This window comes from Photobacterium halotolerans DSM 18316 (assembly GCF_000425165.1).
In the GTDB taxonomy this organism is placed as follows: Bacteria; Pseudomonadota; Gammaproteobacteria; order Enterobacterales; family Vibrionaceae; genus Photobacterium; species Photobacterium halotolerans.
In genome coordinates this window covers 184,140-200,434 of sequence record NZ_KE384319.1, presented here as the reverse complement: position 1 = coordinate 200,434, position 16,295 = coordinate 184,140, and the positions used below count along the sequence as shown (strand labels likewise).

14 protein-coding genes and 1 pseudogene are annotated in these 16,295 nt (G+C 46.0%); 7 read left to right on the top strand and 8 right to left on the bottom strand.

What is annotated here, in order from left to right:
* Positions 1–9 precede the first annotated feature (9 nt).
* Together ccoN and H511_RS0110295 are read right to left on the bottom strand one after the other, a co-directional pair.
* On the bottom strand, positions 10–1,437 hold the full coding sequence (gene ccoN / locus H511_RS0110305) for a cytochrome-c oxidase, cbb3-type subunit I (protein ID WP_027252216.1): 1,428 nt from the start codon (positions 1,435–1,437) through the stop codon (positions 10–12).
* A gap of 782 nt (positions 1,438–2,219) precedes the next feature.
* Entirely contained in the window at positions 2,220–2,909 is a 690-nt protein-coding gene (locus H511_RS0110295; protein WP_051288057.1) for an SDR family oxidoreductase, read from the bottom strand.
* Between the two features lie 152 nt (positions 2,910–3,061).
* Between H511_RS0110295 and H511_RS23115 the strand changes: the two genes are divergently transcribed.
* From H511_RS23115 to H511_RS0110275, 5 genes and pseudogenes are all read left to right on the top strand, one after another.
* Positions 3,062–3,844: an FIST signal transduction protein gene (locus H511_RS23115; protein ID WP_338091530.1), complete on the top strand. Its 783-nt coding sequence runs from the start codon at positions 3,062–3,064 to the stop codon at positions 3,842–3,844.
* Positions 3,816–4,232 carry an FIST C-terminal domain-containing protein gene (locus H511_RS25185; RefSeq protein ID WP_338091537.1) on the top strand — a complete coding sequence of 139 codons (417 nt, stop codon included), beginning with the start codon at positions 3,816–3,818 and terminating at the stop codon, positions 4,230–4,232. The genes H511_RS23115 and H511_RS25185 overlap by 29 nt, the downstream gene beginning before the upstream one ends.
* A 5-nt stretch (positions 4,233–4,237) precedes the next feature.
* Complete coding sequence (locus tag H511_RS0110285) at positions 4,238–6,322, top strand: ATP-binding protein (protein ID WP_027252214.1); 2,085 nt, start codon at positions 4,238–4,240, stop codon at positions 6,320–6,322.
* Between the two features lie 367 nt (positions 6,323–6,689).
* Positions 6,690–7,549 (top strand): annotated as a pseudogene (locus H511_RS24405) (ISNCY family transposase); the annotation flags it as partial.
* Positions 7,550–7,757: 208 nt separating this feature from the next.
* The gene (locus tag H511_RS0110275; RefSeq protein ID WP_027252212.1) at positions 7,758–8,033 is read left to right on the top strand and encodes a response regulator; all 276 of its coding nucleotides are present in this window, start codon (positions 7,758–7,760) and stop codon (positions 8,031–8,033) included.
* 213 nt (positions 8,034–8,246) lie between these two features.
* On the opposite strand, the gene H511_RS0110265 is transcribed toward H511_RS0110275, so the two are convergent.
* Together H511_RS0110265 and matP are read right to left on the bottom strand one after the other, a co-directional pair.
* Entirely contained in the window at positions 8,247–8,555 is a 309-nt protein-coding gene (locus H511_RS0110265) for a DUF3634 family protein (RefSeq protein ID WP_027252211.1), read from the bottom strand.
* A 46-nt stretch (positions 8,556–8,601) separates the two neighbouring features.
* Positions 8,602–9,054, bottom strand: a complete 453-nt coding sequence (matP, locus tag H511_RS0110260) for a macrodomain Ter protein MatP (RefSeq protein WP_027252210.1) — start codon at positions 9,052–9,054, stop codon at positions 8,602–8,604.
* A gap of 236 nt (positions 9,055–9,290) precedes the next feature.
* Here matP and H511_RS0110255 point away from each other — a divergent pair, with 236 nt between their 5' ends.
* Both H511_RS0110255 and fabA read left to right on the top strand, forming a co-directional pair.
* Positions 9,291–11,003 carry an AAA family ATPase gene (locus tag H511_RS0110255; RefSeq protein WP_027252209.1) on the top strand — a complete coding sequence of 571 codons (1,713 nt, stop codon included), beginning with the start codon at positions 9,291–9,293 and terminating at the stop codon, positions 11,001–11,003.
* Between the two features lie 68 nt (positions 11,004–11,071).
* On the top strand, positions 11,072–11,587 hold the full coding sequence (gene fabA, locus H511_RS0110250; RefSeq protein WP_027252208.1) for a bifunctional 3-hydroxydecanoyl-ACP dehydratase/trans-2-decenoyl-ACP isomerase: 516 nt from the start codon (positions 11,072–11,074) through the stop codon (positions 11,585–11,587).
* A gap of 127 nt (positions 11,588–11,714) precedes the next feature.
* Here fabA and rmf read toward each other — a convergent pair whose 3' ends face one another.
* The 4 genes from rmf to H511_RS0110230 form a co-directional block, all read right to left on the bottom strand.
* Entirely contained in the window at positions 11,715–11,888 is a 174-nt protein-coding gene (rmf, locus tag H511_RS0110245) for a ribosome modulation factor (protein WP_027252207.1), read from the bottom strand.
* Between the two features lie 165 nt (positions 11,889–12,053).
* Positions 12,054–14,108: a DUF3466 family protein gene (locus tag H511_RS0110240; protein ID WP_027252206.1), complete on the bottom strand. Its 2,055-nt coding sequence runs from the start codon at positions 14,106–14,108 to the stop codon at positions 12,054–12,056.
* Positions 14,108–16,036, bottom strand: a complete 1,929-nt coding sequence (locus tag H511_RS0110235) for an ABC transporter ATP-binding protein (RefSeq protein ID WP_027252205.1) — start codon at positions 16,034–16,036, stop codon at positions 14,108–14,110. Before H511_RS0110235 ends, H511_RS0110240 begins: the two co-directional genes overlap by 1 nt.
* On the bottom strand, positions 16,023–16,271 hold the full coding sequence (locus tag H511_RS0110230; protein WP_027252204.1) for a glutaredoxin family protein: 249 nt from the start codon (positions 16,269–16,271) through the stop codon (positions 16,023–16,025). The genes H511_RS0110235 and H511_RS0110230 overlap by 14 nt, the downstream gene beginning before the upstream one ends.
* Positions 16,272–16,295: the final 24 nt, after the last annotated feature.

Genomic DNA, 16,295 nt, shown 5'->3' with positions numbered 1-16,295 from the left:
TTTTACTCCTTATGCTGGCTGCTCTATGGCTTTTAAGCTGTCTTTCGGTGCGAAAATTGTTCTGTAAACGTTGTAAGCCATCAGGAACATACCGGTTAAAAAGATCAGGCCGCCACAGAAACGCACGAAGTAGAACGGATAAGACGCTTGCAGTGCTTCAACAAAGCTGTAAGTAAGGGTACCGTCGGTATTTACCGCACGCCACATCAGACCTTGCATCACACCAGAAATCCACATAGCTACGATGTACAGAACCGTACCAATAGTAGCCAGCCAGAAATGCACGTTTACCAGTTTGATGGAGTACATACGCTCTTGGCCGAACAGTTTTGGAATCAGGTGATATACGGAACCGATAGTAACCATGGCAACCCAGCCTAACGCACCTGAGTGAACGTGGCCGATTGTCCAATCGGTATAGTGGGACAGGGCATTGACTGTCTTAATCGCCATCATCGGACCTTCGAAAGTAGACATGCCGTAGAACGACAGTGACACTACCAGGAAGCGCAGAATCGGGTCATAACGCAGTTTATGCCAGGCACCGGACAGCGTCATGATACCGTTGATCATGCCACCCCAGGATGGCGCAAACAGTACCAGAGACATCACCATACCCAGTGACTGAGTCCAGTCAGGCAATGCGGTGTAGTGCAGGTGGTGCGGACCAGCCCAGATATACAGAGAAATCAGTGCCCAGAAGTGCACGATAGACAAACGATAGGAATAAACAGGACGACCGGCTTGTTTCGGGACAAAGTAGTACATCATACCCAGGAAGCCAGCAGTAAGAAGGAAACCTACGGCGTTGTGTCCATACCACCACTGAACCATGGCATCGACTGCACCAGAGTAAACAGAATACGACTTGGTCATTGAGACCGGAATCGCCATGCTGTTCACAATGTGAAGAACGGCTATCGTCAAAATGAATGCACCGAAGAACCAGTTTGCCACATAAATGTGGGAGGTCTTTCGTTTAATCATCGTTCCGAAGAACACGACAGCATAGGAGACCCAGACAACGGCAATCAGTATATCGATTGGCCATTCCAGTTCAGCGTATTCTTTGCTGGATGTATACCCCATCGGCAGCGTAATAACTGCTGATAGAATCACGGCTTGCCAGCCCCAGAAGGTGAACGACGCTAATTTGCCACCAAACAACGTGGTTTGACAGGTACGCTGAACGACATAATAAGATGTCGCGAACAGTGCACTGGTACCGAAGGCGAAGATAACTGCATTAGTATGCAGCGGACGCAGACGGCTGTATGTCAACCAAGGGGTGTCAAAGTTAAGCGCCGGCCAAACCAACTGAGCGGCAATAAATACACCAACGCTCATTCCAACAATACCCCACAGTATGGTAGCTAGGGTGAATTGCCGAACGACCGTATAGTTGTAGTTTTGATCAAGCTGCTTTTCTTGGCTCATGTTGCATGCTTCCACTAAAAAATTTCAACTACACTCTTGTTTTCTTTGCGAACAACTTCATTTCGCAATGCCACCCAAAGCTTAGACAAATCCTGTGTTGTTTTTATAAACAATTCGACACGGAAATTGCTATTTTGTTGTAAAAGTGGCATTTTCAGCACGCATGATACTTGAGATAAGAAATGATTGACAGTGTGAAGGGTGGGCTCATGCCGCGGCTCACTATTTTTATGCAAAAAGTTTGAACTATGTAACATGGGAAATGTATACAATCATGGCCGCACAGAAACTAACTAAAGCTCGGTTGATCCAAATTCTGCTCCTACTTGCTGTTCTGATTGCGGCATTCGTATGGAGAACAATTACATACACATCTGACAATAAGGCAGAAGAAGCACCAAGGCCTTGTGCGAACTCGGTAGAGAAATGTACTGCGAAGGATGTGAAATAGAAGCTGAAAGCACTGCGATTTGTCAGCAAGGTGAAAGGTAATAAACGGGTACCAGCAGTAGTTCCCTTTGTATTTAAAGGCGCCAGGCGAAGCAGGACAAGGGGACTATTTATTTATTCGGTATCAAGAAGTATCTATTGCTGATCAAGCTATTGAAATATAGGGTGTTTTTATCAAGCAACGTAATATTGATCTGATAAGACAAACAAACATGTACCAGATTAGAAAACAGAACATTATTTTTCATTTAAAATTAATTAAAGTTTATTAAAAACAAGCATATAAAAATAAATTTTCACCCATTCACTCTGTTGGAACTTTTCCTGTGCCGTTATGACGATTTTTTATCCAAAACTCGGTTAGAAACATTGAAAACCTGCCCGTTGATGTGCGAACCCTCGTTGCTTACTAAAAAACGTACCATAGCTGCCACGTCTTTGAATTGATTTACATCATTTTTTATTGCATCTGTCCGGTTAAAAATGTAGCGGGCAGCGTGGACAGTAACATCAGGTGATAAGCTATTGGCCAAAGCTTCAGTCAGCCCAACCAGGCCTTGGCTGCATACGGCGAGTAATTCACTGTTAATGGCAGATTCATGAGGGGTAGGGACAACATGAACAATGGTCCCTTTCGTTGCTTTCAGAAGAGGAAGACATTGCCTGGCGGTGAACAAGGTTGCTGTTAGCTGGTGATGAAGTGTCTGGTTCCAATCAAATAAATCCATTTCAGTAAAGGGGATGCCCACATCGGGAAGTGATACCGATGGGTTAATGACAAGTGCGTCAAGCCGACCAAATTGAGATTCAATTTCCCGGGCGGCAGTGGCAATGTCTGATTCTTTACTGCAATCTGTATTGCGAAACCTGACACGTGGATCCTCTGCTACCAAGTCATAACCTGCATTTTCATCATTGCTCAGTGACATGACAATAGACTGAGTAGCAGCAAGCTCTTTACAGATACGTTTGCCTAACTCTGTTGTTCCTTCTGTGACAATGATTACTGGTTGCTTTGTCATACCCAAATCTGCTTTGTCGAATAGTTAAATACTAATAACGGTAAATCGCACACAGACTTAAGAGTTTTTTTTATAAAAATTCAATACTCTGCTGATCCTCAAATTGAAACTGTCTATTATGGGGAAGATACACACTCAGCCGTGAACACTGCATGGAAATTGTTACCAGTTACTCAACGATAGAAACGACTGCAGCAGCAGTAGATGAAGCTGTCAGTCAACTCAAAGCCAGATTAGTACGTCCCAGCCTGCTGTTGGTGTACTTTTCAGGGCATGACAATGCGCAAGTTATCCGAGAGCAACTTGTTGCTGAATTTCCCGATACCCAAGTTTTAGGCTGTTCATCATGTCAGGGTATCCTGACAGAAGACGGTTATTTCCCTGATCGGGTGATCGGACTATGGGCTGTATTTGACTTCAATGGCGCTTATGGCTCTGCTTTAGTGTCTACCCATCAGCGTCCTCACCAAATGGCGAAACAGGCATTACTGAAGGCTATTCAAAATACCGGCCGCTCGGGGGAGTTACCTTCTCTTGTTTTGCTGCACGCAAGTCCTGGTGCTGAAGAAGAGGTGATACAGGCGATATCTCAAGAGTTTGGCACACCAGTGCCGATTATTGGTGGGAGCGCCGCGGATGCAGGGGTTTTGGGGGAATGGCAGCTTTTCACTCAAGATCATTCTGCTTCTGAAGGCGTTGCAGTGAGTGTCTTTTATCCTTCATGTGACTTAAGTTTCTCTTTTCACTCAGGTTACGCAAAAACGGATCAATACGCTGTGGCGACCAGGGTAGAGGGAAGGGAGCTCATAGAACTCGATCACCGGCCGGCAAAAGAAGTTTATGAAGAATGGATTAAACAACCTTTAGAGCATGGTCAAAGCATAATGTCTCTCTGCTTTACATCCTATTGGCCGTATTGCAGGCACCTTACATGATTTACCCTATTTTAAGCTCGCTCATCCCAACTCTGTTACTGCCCGTGGTGGAATCACACTGTTTGCATCTGTAAAAGAAGGAGAGAAACTCTACCTGATGACGGGAACGGAAGATAACCTGGTCAACCGGACCGCTCGCACAGTGGATGGATTGCTTCATGACAGCCATCAGCAGATCGAGGCTATAGGCGGAATCAGTATTTATTGTGCCGGCTGTATGCTCCAGGTGAAATCAAGGATGGACAGGGTTGCAGAGAAAATGCAGCAATCTATGCTCAACGCACCGTTTATTTGTCCGTTCACATTTGGAGAACAGGGTCAGTTTCTTGGTGGTGAAAATGAGCATGGCAATTTAATGATTTCTAACGTTTTGTTTTACCGGGAATGATGAGCATGCCAGGCAGAGAAACAGAAACTCTACAGGAAACCTTGCTTGCGTTACTCAGAAGCCAGGAAAGGGAAAAACAGCTCAGAGATGAGTACTCTGCTATTTTAGCGGGCATGTCAGCGATGGCTGGCGCCAACAGCAAACGGCAAGTATTCAATAGCCTGCTCGCTGTACTGCGCAAATATATTGGTTTCGAACACGCTCTGGTGCTGACTCGTGAAGATGAAACATCACACCTGGAAGAACTTGTCACCACCTGCACAAATTTTGAATCTTGCTCCTGGGAAGTCAATCAAACCTTTATACGTGCTATCAATGGTGAAAGCATTGCACTTTTCGACCCGCTGCAAGTTGCCGAGTTTCGTTATTTACCAAAGGACCAGCTCGGACTTTGTCGCTCAGTGCTGATGACGGGAGTGAAAGTGAGCTCCGGCGACGCGCTATTGCTCTTTTTGCATTCTCAACATGGTCAGTTTGGCGCTTCATGTAAAAGAGTGCTGGCTCGATTTCGCCCGTTGCTTGAGCGCGCAATTATCGATATTGATTACCGGGAAAGATTGCAAATTCTGGTGACTGTGCGGACTCAAGAGTTATTACACAACCAGCAACGATTTAAAGACTTTGCAAATACTGTTGGTGACTGGTTTTGGGAGATAGATACCGAATACAGGTTTACCTATATTTCTGCGCCAGACTTATCTAATCACGTAATTGATAAGAAAAGTTTGTTAGATCTCTTTGATGATGATAACGATTTCCAAACCAAGCTGCGTAATAAACTGCTCAGTAATGAAGATTTTGAAGACCTGGAGTGGCAGTTGCCCGGTAATGAGGGTGGGGCATGGATTAGCTTCAGCGGTAGTCCGTACTTTAGCAAGCACGGAGAACTCCGGGGATACCGGGGCACCGCGAAAGATATTACCAGCAAGAAACAGCGTTTAGTTGAATTACAGCAGGCGCGACAACAAGCGGAATCTGCAAATGCTGCTAAATCTCAGTTTCTGGCAATGATGAGCCATGAGATTCGCACGCCATTGAATGCTGTTCTTGGTTTGATGGATACTTTAGCGGATTCAGGACTGAACACTGAACAGCTTAAATGGGTCAACCAAATGGAGCAGTCTGCTCAACTGCTTCTGACGATCATTAACGATATTTTGGATCTCTCCCGTATAGAATCAGGTAAGTTTGATTTATACATGGAGCCCATGTCCGTTGCTGATTGTGCCACGCTGGTCGTTGAGCAACTACGGGATCAGGCGCAGAAGAAAAACATCGATTTAAATATTCGGGTTGATGAAAAGGTGCCCGCAAAAACGCAGGGTGACAAGAACCGCGTTACTCAGGTCATGTTTAACCTGATTGGCAATGCTATCAAATTTACAAACAGTGGCTCTGTCAATGTTGTTGTCACAACAGCTGATAATGAGATTGTGATTAAGGTAATTGATACCGGAATCGGTATCTCTGATGAAGCACAGAAAAACCTCTTTAATCCATTTGTTCAGGCAGACGGTAGTATCACCAGAAAGTATGGTGGTACCGGTTTGGGCCTGGCCATCAGCCGCCATCTTGTCGGAAAAATGCAAGGTCGCATAGCACTGGCCAGCCAGTTAGGCCAAGGTAGCTGTTTTTCTGTGTTTTTACCGATCATCGCAGCTGGAGCTGAAATAGAAGAAGAAACACAACCTCAAAGCAAAATTCCGCGCCGAGCATTATCAATTTTGTTAGCTGAAGACAGCAAGACAAACCAGATGGTCGCAAAACTCATGCTGGAAAAACGAGGACATCATGTTCAAGTCGCCGACAATGGGCAAATGGCATTGGATATGATTAAAGCGTCACCCGAACAGTTTGATTTAATATTAATGGACATCTCTATGCCGATTATGGATGGCATGGAAGCAACCAGAAAGATCCGAGAAAAGCATGTTGATTTACCTATAGTTGCACTGACGGCAAATGCCATGCACTCTGATCAGCTTGAATATCAAAAAGCGGGCATGAACGGATTTTTAGCAAAGCCGATACGTGTCACTGAATTAGAGAAATTATTGAGTGAATACGCCGAGTTAGTGTCGCTGGCATAACTCACTCTTAGCGACGAACGCATTGGCGCTCGTCGATCTTAGGTAATTCCACCTGACATTGAAGAGCCAGGCAAACTGACAATTTGCAGCAGGGCTTAAATACAAGTGTGAATTACCTATTTTATGGTAAATCAGCGTTATGGTTAAATAGCATGAACCTGTCTGGTGAGGCCGTCATATAGAAGAGAGCAGAGAGCCAATACGTAGACTCCCATACACACAATTTAACATAATGTACATAATGCGTACTGAATGTGTTAGAACTCTTTAGTAATGTCATATCTGAGCCCATTAGAGATGTCCTGTTTTTACCTATCTTAATTCACATCTGTTTGGTTGATGTGAGCTTTAAATGATGTTGGTAACTATGAATGACAAAGAGATTTTAAAATTTGGTGCTATCCGAGATGTTTGTGAAAAACGGATCCGTCGTGCAGATGCTGCCCGTGTTCTTTCCCTTAGCGTTCGTCAAGTTCAGCGACTCGTAACACGCTTTCGACAACATGGTGCTGCGGCCATTGTTCATCAACGCCGAGGCCAATCCTCGAGTAATCGAATAAACCATTTAGTGAAACTTCGATGTCTGACGTTGATCCGTGAACATTATGAGGATTTTGGTCCAACACTTGCTCACGAAAAACTCACTGAACGCCATGATATTCACGTTTCAGTTGAAACGCTCCGCCAATGGATGATCGCGGATGGTCTTTGGGTTCCCCATGCCAAACGTCTACCAGCCTCGTCATCGTCGTGATTGCCTGGGTGAATTGGTTCAAATTGACGGCTCCCACCATGACTGGCTCGAAGGCCGCAGCCCTAAATGTTGTTTACTGGTTTACATCGATGATGCCACTGGCCAACCGAATCAGCCTTCGGTTATATGGTTGCTACCCATGAATACCTTGAACAGTACGGTAAACCCACAGCATTTTATAGTGATCGGCATGCGGTTTTTCATGTCAGCAAGCGTGATTCCCAATCCGACCGGTTGACCCAGTTTGGCCGCGTCTTGCAGGATCTTAATATTGAGCTGATCTTCGCCAACAGTTCGCAAGCCAAAGGCCGCATTGAGTGTGCAAATAAAAACGTTACAGGATCACTGAATAAGGGAATGTGTCTCAAAGTATCAATACTATTAACAAAGCTAGCTAACTCCCCGACTTCATCATCGATTTCAACTGCCGTTTTGCCAAGCCTTCGCGGTATCCGAAAGACATGCGCCGGCCTTCAAATGCCGAGATTCAATCTAATTAGCTTTATTAAGTCGTTCTCGAATTTGTTTTTATCTCATGGTCGAGTTTGATATTTAAAGTCAGATAGTAAGTTATAGTGCATTAAAATGTATGTTCTTGAGCTCTTTTGCTGGTATGTCAGTAAATTCTTATCTAATATCAATGAGGACAAAAACACATAATAATTAGATGGATGCCGGAACATGAAAAGTATTCTTATCATTGAAGACAACAAAGTGATGGCACAAATTTTAGCCCAGCTGTTAAGAAACAGCATACAACCCAAAACATTGCTTCATGCCAGTTCCATTGGCCAGGCTGAGGCCATATTCATGAAATCCAGGCTCGTAGGTCATGCATTGGATTGTGTCTTCTTAGACTTAAACCTCAGCCTACCTTTGGATGGCCTGTCGTTGCTGAGCCAAATAAAGCAGGAGCATCCAGACTTGCCTGTTATCGTTGTGACTGCAGAAAATTAAATGGAAACGGTGAAAAAAGTTATCTCGCATAAGCCTGATGGCTACATTGTAAAACCCCTATCGATGCAAAAGCTCAATCAATGTTTAGCCAAGATATCAAATTTTCAGTTGGATATTGAAAAGTAAGCAGGATTTAGTAGAGTTCTGTTTACCCCACATAAAGTTATGGTGCATTAAGATTGCAATGATAGCCTGCTCCTGGCAGGCCTGAACCTAGGCTTGTCGCCGGCCTGATTTCTTGTTGTTGGAAGAAAACGGAAACACGTTGTGAATCTTTTGCTTCACTTTTGCTGGAACATCTTTCGAGAAAACCAGCTTTGTCGTAAACCTATTTTTATAAACCTTGATTTGACCACTGAATGGCTCTCGATGAGCAATATCTTTACACCCATGTAAGAATCCACTGGGGACATTCCCCTTCGTCTGCTTCAACTCACCGTGCTCAAATTTTAACATCATTACTGGGCGGTCCTTAAAAACCAGGATCAGCACAGCAACTGCCAGCAAAAGAACATATTCCATTGTCTTATTCCTCAAACAAACAGCGCATGATATTAGGTATAGCGAATCAGTCGAGTTGAAGCAATTTACTTAAGTCTTGTTTTATGTCCTGTACCTTTTTATTGGCTTCCAGGGACTTGGTGCTTTCACTCAACAAATACTCAATAGTGTCAGATAAGGTACAGTCCAGCTCTTTCGACTTATCGGCCAGCTTCTCCCAGACACGATAATCCAGATCAATAGATTTTTTGCGTGTGTGGACCTGCTCAGCATTGAAGTGGCGTTTTCGCTTCGCACGTATCGCCTGCTTCATTTTATTTTCAAGCTCGGGAGACATGTGATGACCGATCCAATCCAGCACTTTAGTTGGTTCGTGTTCTATCTCAAGTAATGATGCCACGGCGGCCTCGGCCTCACTGGTATCAATATGCCGCGTAACGGCTTCCCCTTCCTTGTACTTCTTTACCAGGTAGCCCCACTTCCAGCCAGCCTCAAGGTTTTCTAATTGCTGATATTTCATAATCGACGCTTATTTGGGTATGTAAAGTCTACAATTAATAGAGAGTGACAGTGTAACTAGATCGATAGTGAAGCACAATAGCACATTGATTTAGAAGCATGTCTCCCTCTTTGAAGGAACGCCTTTTGGCTGATTCTCATCCGAATCGCAGGATAATCCATGCCTGTTCTATTATGCGGACAACGATTCCTTTATACTGCTGTCTTTTTCACAGTAACGGAAATTATATCAAGCCTATGCAAGAAGAATCCTGGCGTACCATGCTCCCAGATTACACTCAGTATGAGCCAATTCTGGACCAGTATGCACAACTCCCCCCTGCACCGACAGGCATTTTACAAGATCGCCTGAGCGATGCCGTACGCCGATTCACAGCAGTTGATATCCAGCCCAGATTATTAAGAATTACTGCACCAGACAACAAAGTTTATCGCGACTATATCATTGATCTGCTGATGCATTGGGATTCAGCAGGTAAAAGTCCGTCTGATGAGTCTCCTATTGTAATAGCGGGTGACAACGTCACAGACATCAATCTGTTTGGGGCCGTGTATCCACCTTTAGAGGATGGCAAATTAACGAAACCTCAGGTTAAGCATGGTCTGCTTCACCAAGCCAACAATGGTTACTTAGTCTTGTCTGTTGCCAGTATTCTTGCCAACCCAAGCTTATGGCCAAGGCTCAAAGCGGTACTGATGAATGGCGAACTGGAGTGGCAACCCGTTACTCAGAAGAAATATTACCCCTTGCCACCGGCAGAAGCACTGAATGTAAAATTAGTCGTGGTTGGTGACAGATTCTTAATGGCAGAACTGGAAAATGCTGAGCCTGACATCGCTTCTGGTTTTAGTATGTATGGTGAGTTTGAGCAGGATATGCGCCTTACTCAAGACAGTCTGCCAAAATATTTAGCCTATCTGAAGTCTCTGATTGAAAAAGCCGGAATACCCGACATGGCGGACAACGACGCATTGAAACTATTGATGCGTACCGGTGCTCGCCATGAAGAAGATCAAAACCGCTTACCGCTTTGCCCTATCTGGCATTTAAGTCTGCTATGTGAAGCAGCAATAGAATCCCAGGGTAAATCGATAACAGCCGAACACTTGCAACAGTCACTGAAAGCCAGAGAATACCGCAGTTCATACTTGCCAGAGAGAGCCATCGAGGATATCCATCACGGCCAGGTGATTATTAACTGCCATGGCAATGAAATCGGCCAGGTTAATGGTTTAACAGTTGTTGAAATGCCTGGCCACCCTGTCGCTTACGGCGAGCCAGCCCGAATATCCTGCGTGGTTCACTTTGGCGATGGCGACATTTCAGATGTCGAACGCAAGGCTGAACTGGCCGGCAATATTCATGCTAAAGGTATGATGATCATGCAGGCCTTTGTCAGTACCGCCCTTGACCTTGACCAGCCGCTACCGTATTCGGCCTCTATCGTTTTTGAACAGTCTTACAGTGAAGTAGATGGCGACAGCGCGTCTTTAGCAGAACTGTGTGCTTTGGTGTCCGCCCTTTCTCAACAGCCCATCAATCAGCAAATCGCCGTTACAGGGGCTGTCGATCAATTTGGCCGTGTACAAGCAGTCGGCGGGATTAACGAAAAAATCGAGGGATTCTACAAGGTTTGCGCCTATCGGGGTCTAACCGGCCACCAAGGTGTCATCTTGCCGAAAACAAACCTGAGTAACCTGTGTCTTTGTGATGAAGTCCTAGATGCAATTAAAGACGGTAAATTTCATATCTGGGCCGTAAATAGTGTGGATGATGCGCTACCTTTACTGACAGGTAAATCTTTCCGTCGAGACGAAAGTAATCAAGAAAGCGATGAAGATACACTCTTAGATGTCATCGCTATACGTATAGCGCACTTCCATAGCGGTCATAATGACGAAGGCTCAGGTTGGTTGACTAAAATGAAAAACTGGTTGGTCCACCACTGATCCGAGTTGTTAGGCGTACAGGTGTAAGCTAAATTGCCCCAATAATTTCAAAGAGAAAATAGCATCCAATGAAGAAATGCAATTCTTACAACCGTGACGATCTCCTCGCTTCCAGCCAAGGCCAATTGTTTGGTCCTGGCCGTCCTCAATTACCAGCACCTAACATGCTGATGATGGATCGTATTGCTGAAATCACTGATGAAGGTGGTGAGTTTAATAAAGGCTTCATCATTGCTGAACTGGATATCAAACCTGATCTTTGGTTTTTTGACTGCCACTTCCCTGGCGATCCCGTCATGCCTGGCTGCCTGGGTCTGGATGCAATGTGGCAACTTGTTGGCTTCTTCCTTGGCTGGATTGGCGGTGAAGGTAAAGGCCGTGCTCTGGGCGTGGGTGAAGTGAAGTTCACGGGTCAAATCCTGCCTACAGCCAAAAAAGTCACTTACGAGATCCAAATGAAGCGCGTTATCAACCGCAAGCTGATTATGGGTGTTGCTGACGGCCGAGTGCTGGTTGACGGCAAGGAAATCTATGTTGCTAAAGATCTGAAAGTCGGCTTGTTTCAAGACACGTCAAACTTCTAATTCAAGTTAGCGCTATAGCAATGACAGAAAGGTCGCACACGCGACCTTTTTTGCGCGTCTGCGGCAGATAAAGTAAAGCCCCTCTCCAAAGGGGCTCTGTATGGTTAGGGATATGAGGGTGAAGGTTTTATTTTGCGCGGCCAGATTGCAATTCTTCTCTCGCGTCTCGCCAGCCACCTAGCCAGTTCATACGGGCGTCCACAGTTTGATATGGACATGCGTCACTGGAACGACCATTAATGCCAGCTTGATAGCCTCGAGATTGTGCGCGTTCCATACGATCCCGCTTTTGTCTCTTCATAGTTCGATCCTCATCCTTATTCATATTAATCATTACCGTTACATAATGATGGAGTTTTTGTGACTCCATCTTAAGGATTGGATATTTAGCCGAAGAGATCAACCTTCATAAAAAATCAGGCTCACAACTTGTGAGCCTGATTAAAAATCGAACAATTTTGACAAATTACTTTCTGCGACGTAAGCCCAGTAGCACCATAAGTGACAGCGTCACTATGCCAATGGAGCCCCCTTTGCGGCTGACACTACTTTCATCATCGCTTCTTGGCTGCACTTGAGCATCAACGCGAGGAATCAGCTTAACGGCCACTATCCCTTCTGCTCCTTCACACTCAGCGTTCTTACTGAGCGTTTTATAAGGTATCGGCCTACTCTTATCTGGAACCCCATTCCCACTATCCACATAACACTTCAGTGCTGTCGCAGAAATAACGCCCGCATCATTAATGCCTGTAGCCTGAGCGATACGGAACTGGTTCGCATCACCGTTGATATTATCATCATTGGTTAAGTCATCCAGCATCCAGGTTGACTTCGCCGGCAGTGCATCAGTGACAGCGTCACTACCTGACAGATAGGTGAAAGCACGCTGACGGCGTTGCCGGCCGTTAACCTGGTTGACCGTCTCTGCATCAACCCAACCGACAATCTGATCATTTTTGTTGATCGCGCTTGGGTAGCCGTTTGCACCGGCAAAGAAAATGCTGCTTACGGATGAGTCCAGCCATTTGAACGAATTCGACGTCGCATCATACAAATACATCATTTCCGCATAAGAGCGCTCTGTCGACTTGGCTCGCTTAGCAACACCAATCACTTTATTTTGGTCATTGATATCCGTCGCTATGGTATAGCGGTAAATACGGTCATTACCCTGTTCGATATTCAGGTTCGGAATGTAAGAAACCGTCCAGCTCTCAGCGGTTGGAGTGCCAGTCACACCATCTTTCAGCTTAAAGATAGCTGCGCGCACCGCATAATAATCGTTGTCCACTGAGTCGGTGGTGTATCCCACCATCACTGGCTTACCGTCAACCAGAGAAACCGCCCGGGCTGATGCCTGGAAAGAACGATTGTTGTCATCTGGGTCTAACGCCGGGCGATCCGATGCACGGGCTGCAACTAACTGAGCTTCTGAAGTGGCTGAACCATCAACATTCCAGAATGCCGCCTCATTGGCGAAGACAGTAAACTGACAAGCCCATGAATTAAATATCGTGCCTGGCGTCGCGCCATTGGTGACACAGTTATTCAGGTCGCCACGGTTGATCGGCACGTCATCGGGCAGCTTGATATTGTCATTGAGATTAGATGGCGCAAACGCCGCGCTGCCAACCACCAGTAGATTACCAGCGGGATATTCGACAGCATCCCAGGCTAATGTCTGCCCCATGTTTTTAACCAGGTCATTCCCGGCTACCGGCAGTAATGAAACCTTACTGGCGCTAAGATTCACAAAGCCGCGCTTGTTGAACTGGCGGGCATAATGGTTGTTATTGGCGAAGTATGCCGAGCTGGTCACGCCCAGCGTATAGTCACCCAGCGTTGAGGTACCGACTGCACTGACCGCACCATTGGCGGAGACATGATCGCCACCATCCACCAGCGTACCGAGTGACGGTGTCACGCTTGAATCATAACCTGCCAGATCATTGGCAAACGTAGTGACACGCTCAAATGCGTCTGCACCGTTATCTAAGAATGGCAGCGTGTTAGCATAATAATTGTTCTGCCAGGCAAACTGCTCTCTGCGCAGGCCACCATAGCCCGAGCCATCTTCCGGGTTGTCCGAGTTATAACCGACACCAAAAAACCGCGTTTCAGCCCAGGTATCACAGGTATTGAATCCATATGCAGAGCTGCAGTGTCTTTCCAGTGACCACTCGTCATTGATCTGCTGGAAGTTATCCAGCTGGTATGGAATCTCATCGCGGATATCAATACCGTCACTGCCAAAGCGGCTTTCACCAAACACTTTATAACTGGTTGATGAACAGCTGGTTTCAAAGCAGTTTTCAGTGCCTGTTGACGGACTGATCCCCTGGCCGTAAAACTGCACCTGGCTGGTCAAATAACTGCTGTTTTTATCGTAATATTGCAGTGCATCTACACCACTGGCATCACCGCTCACTTCAACAACGTCGTAAACCGCCGCTTGTGCCTGCGTGACGCTGGCAACAACAATTGCCAGCGTTGAAAACTTGAACATCTTATGTCGCATTAGGATTCCTTCTGCATTGCTTCTAGTTCTTCCCAACGTTCAAAGGCGACTTCCAGTGCCTGCTCTGCCTCGGCCAGGCGTGACAGGGTCACTTGGGTGTCATCAGTTGAGCTTTGGAAAAATGCAGGATCATTGATTTTTTCCTGCAACTGGGCAATCTCATTTTCCAAATCTTCCAAACGAGACGGCAATTCTTCAAGTTCTTTCAGAAGCTTATAAGACAACTTCTTACCCGGCTTATCCCGGCTCACTTGCTGCCGCTGTTGGCTTTCATCTTTTTTATTGTCGGCGGCTTGCTCTTCTGCCTGTGCTTTGGCACGTTGTGCAGCAGAGTTGGCTCGCTGGGCTTGCGCATCATGGTAGCCACCCACGTATTCATTGACGACACCCTGACCTTCAAAAATCCAGCTTGTGGTCACAGTATTATCAACAAACTGACGATCGTGGCTCACTAAGAGCAAAGTGCCCTGATAATTGGCAAGAATATCTTCCAAAAGTTCCAGAGTTTCGATATCCAAATCGTTTGTTGGTTCATCAAGAACCAATAAATTATTGGGTTTCAGGAATAACTTGGCCAGCAACAAGCGGTTCTTCTCACCGCCAGACAGCGCCTTCACAGGCGTGCGCGCTCTTTTGGGGTGGAACAAAAAGTCCTGCAGATAACCTAACGCATGGCGGCTGCGGCCGTTGACCGTGACTTCCTGTTTACCTTCTGCCAGGTTATCCAGCACGGTTTTTTCGGGATCAAGTATTTCACGGTACTGATCAAAATAAGCCACTTCCAGCTTGGTACCACAGTGAAAATGCCCTTCCGTCGCCTGCAGCTGGCCCAGCATGAGCTTGAGCAAAGTACTCTTACCGCAGCCGTTTGGCCCAATCAGGGCGATACGGTCACCGCGCATGACGTTAAAGCTGAAATCATTAATGATGGGCTTGTCGTCGTAACGGTAGCTGATATTCTCAGCTTCAAAGACAACCTTGCCTGAACGACGGGCATCCTGAAGCTGCATATCCGCTTTACCCATCACTTCCCGGCGCTCGCTGCGCTCGGCACGAAGCTGCTTCAGCGCTCTTACTCGCCCTTCATTACGGGTACGTCTCGCTTTAATGCCCTGACGTATCCAGGTTTCTTCCTGCGCAAGTTTTTTATCAAACTCAGCGTTCTGCTCACTTTCGATACGCAATAACTCTTCCTTCGCGTCGAGATACTTATCGTAATCGCCAGGGAATGAGTTCAGCTTGCCTCGATCCAAATCGACAATACGTGTCGACATTGAACGAATAAAAGCCCGGTCGTGAGAAATGAAGATAATAGAGCCACGGAAATCTTTTAAGAAACCTTCCAGCCATTCAATCGTAGCGACATCCAGGTGGTTGGTTGGTTCATCGAGCAAGAGAATATCAGGTTCACTCACCAGAGCACGTGCCAGCGCGGCTTTACGCTGCCAGCCGCCTGACAGGTCAGCCAGCAAAGTGCCGGCATCTAACTCGAGGTGTTCTAATACAGAGCTGATTTTATTGTCAAACTGCCAGGCATTAGCATGATCCAGTTTTTCCTGTACCTTAGCTAATTGTGCAAAATGTATTTCACTTGCATCCGTGGTGATTTTATCGAGTAAGTGGTGATATTCGCGAAGCAACCCCCCCACTTCTGATAAACCTTCTGCAACAAAATCAAAGACAGTGCCTTCTGCATTGCGAGGTGGATCTTGTTCCAGCCGTGAAACCTTTAATTCACTCATACGCTGGATACTGCCATCATCCAGCAGTACCTCACCGGCGATGACTTTCATTAACGTGGATTTGCCTGCACCATTACGGCCGACCAAACAAACACGCTCATTAGGTTGCAGCAGAAATTCGGCATGATCCAATAATGGATGATCACCATAAGCAAGCTGCGCGTTACTGATTTTAATTAATGCCATGACTCTTTAACCAAAGTGCCAGCTCAGCGGCATCGAAAGGCCAGCCAAGCTCAGAAACAGATTCATTGTCGTAAAAAGATACGACCGGTATTGTGACGCCGTAACGGGAAAACAGGTTGTCGTCAAAAGCAATATCAACGACATCTACCTGCTCTGAAACTCCGGCCTCCGTAAGCAGTGCATAAGCCTGCTCACAGAGGTGGCATCCCTCCGTACTGTAGAGGATGATAGACAAGTAACAATCCTTAGTTTATCGACT

Excerpts from the sequence above, each read along its gene's own strand:
- H511_RS0110255 (WP_027252209.1), top strand. The coding sequence starts at position 9,291 with ATGCAAGAAGAATCCTGGCGTACCATGCTCCCAGATTACACTCAGTAT.
- H511_RS0110275 (WP_027252212.1), top strand. The coding sequence starts at position 7,758 with ATGAAAAGTATTCTTATCATTGAAGACAACAAAGTGATGGCACAAATT.
- H511_RS0110295 (WP_051288057.1), bottom strand. The coding sequence starts at position 2,909 with ATGACAAAGCAACCAGTAATCATTGTCACAGAAGGAACAACAGAGTTA.
- fabA (WP_027252208.1), top strand. The coding sequence starts at position 11,072 with ATGAAGAAATGCAATTCTTACAACCGTGACGATCTCCTCGCTTCCAGC.
- H511_RS23115 (WP_338091530.1), top strand. The coding sequence starts at position 3,062 with ATGGAAATTGTTACCAGTTACTCAACGATAGAAACGACTGCAGCAGCA.
- H511_RS0110265 (WP_027252211.1), bottom strand. The coding sequence starts at position 8,555 with ATGGAATATGTTCTTTTGCTGGCAGTTGCTGTGCTGATCCTGGTTTTT.
- rmf (WP_027252207.1), bottom strand. The coding sequence starts at position 11,888 with ATGAAGAGACAAAAGCGGGATCGTATGGAACGCGCACAATCTCGAGGC.
- H511_RS0110240 (WP_027252206.1), bottom strand. The coding sequence starts at position 14,108 with ATGCGACATAAGATGTTCAAGTTTTCAACGCTGGCAATTGTTGTTGCC.
- ccoN (WP_027252216.1), bottom strand. The coding sequence starts at position 1,437 with ATGAGCCAAGAAAAGCAGCTTGATCAAAACTACAACTATACGGTCGTT.
- matP (WP_027252210.1), bottom strand. The coding sequence starts at position 9,054 with ATGAAATATCAGCAATTAGAAAACCTTGAGGCTGGCTGGAAGTGGGGC.
- H511_RS0110235 (WP_027252205.1), bottom strand. The coding sequence starts at position 16,036 with ATGGCATTAATTAAAATCAGTAACGCGCAGCTTGCTTATGGTGATCAT.
- H511_RS0110285 (WP_027252214.1), top strand. The coding sequence starts at position 4,238 with ATGCCAGGCAGAGAAACAGAAACTCTACAGGAAACCTTGCTTGCGTTA.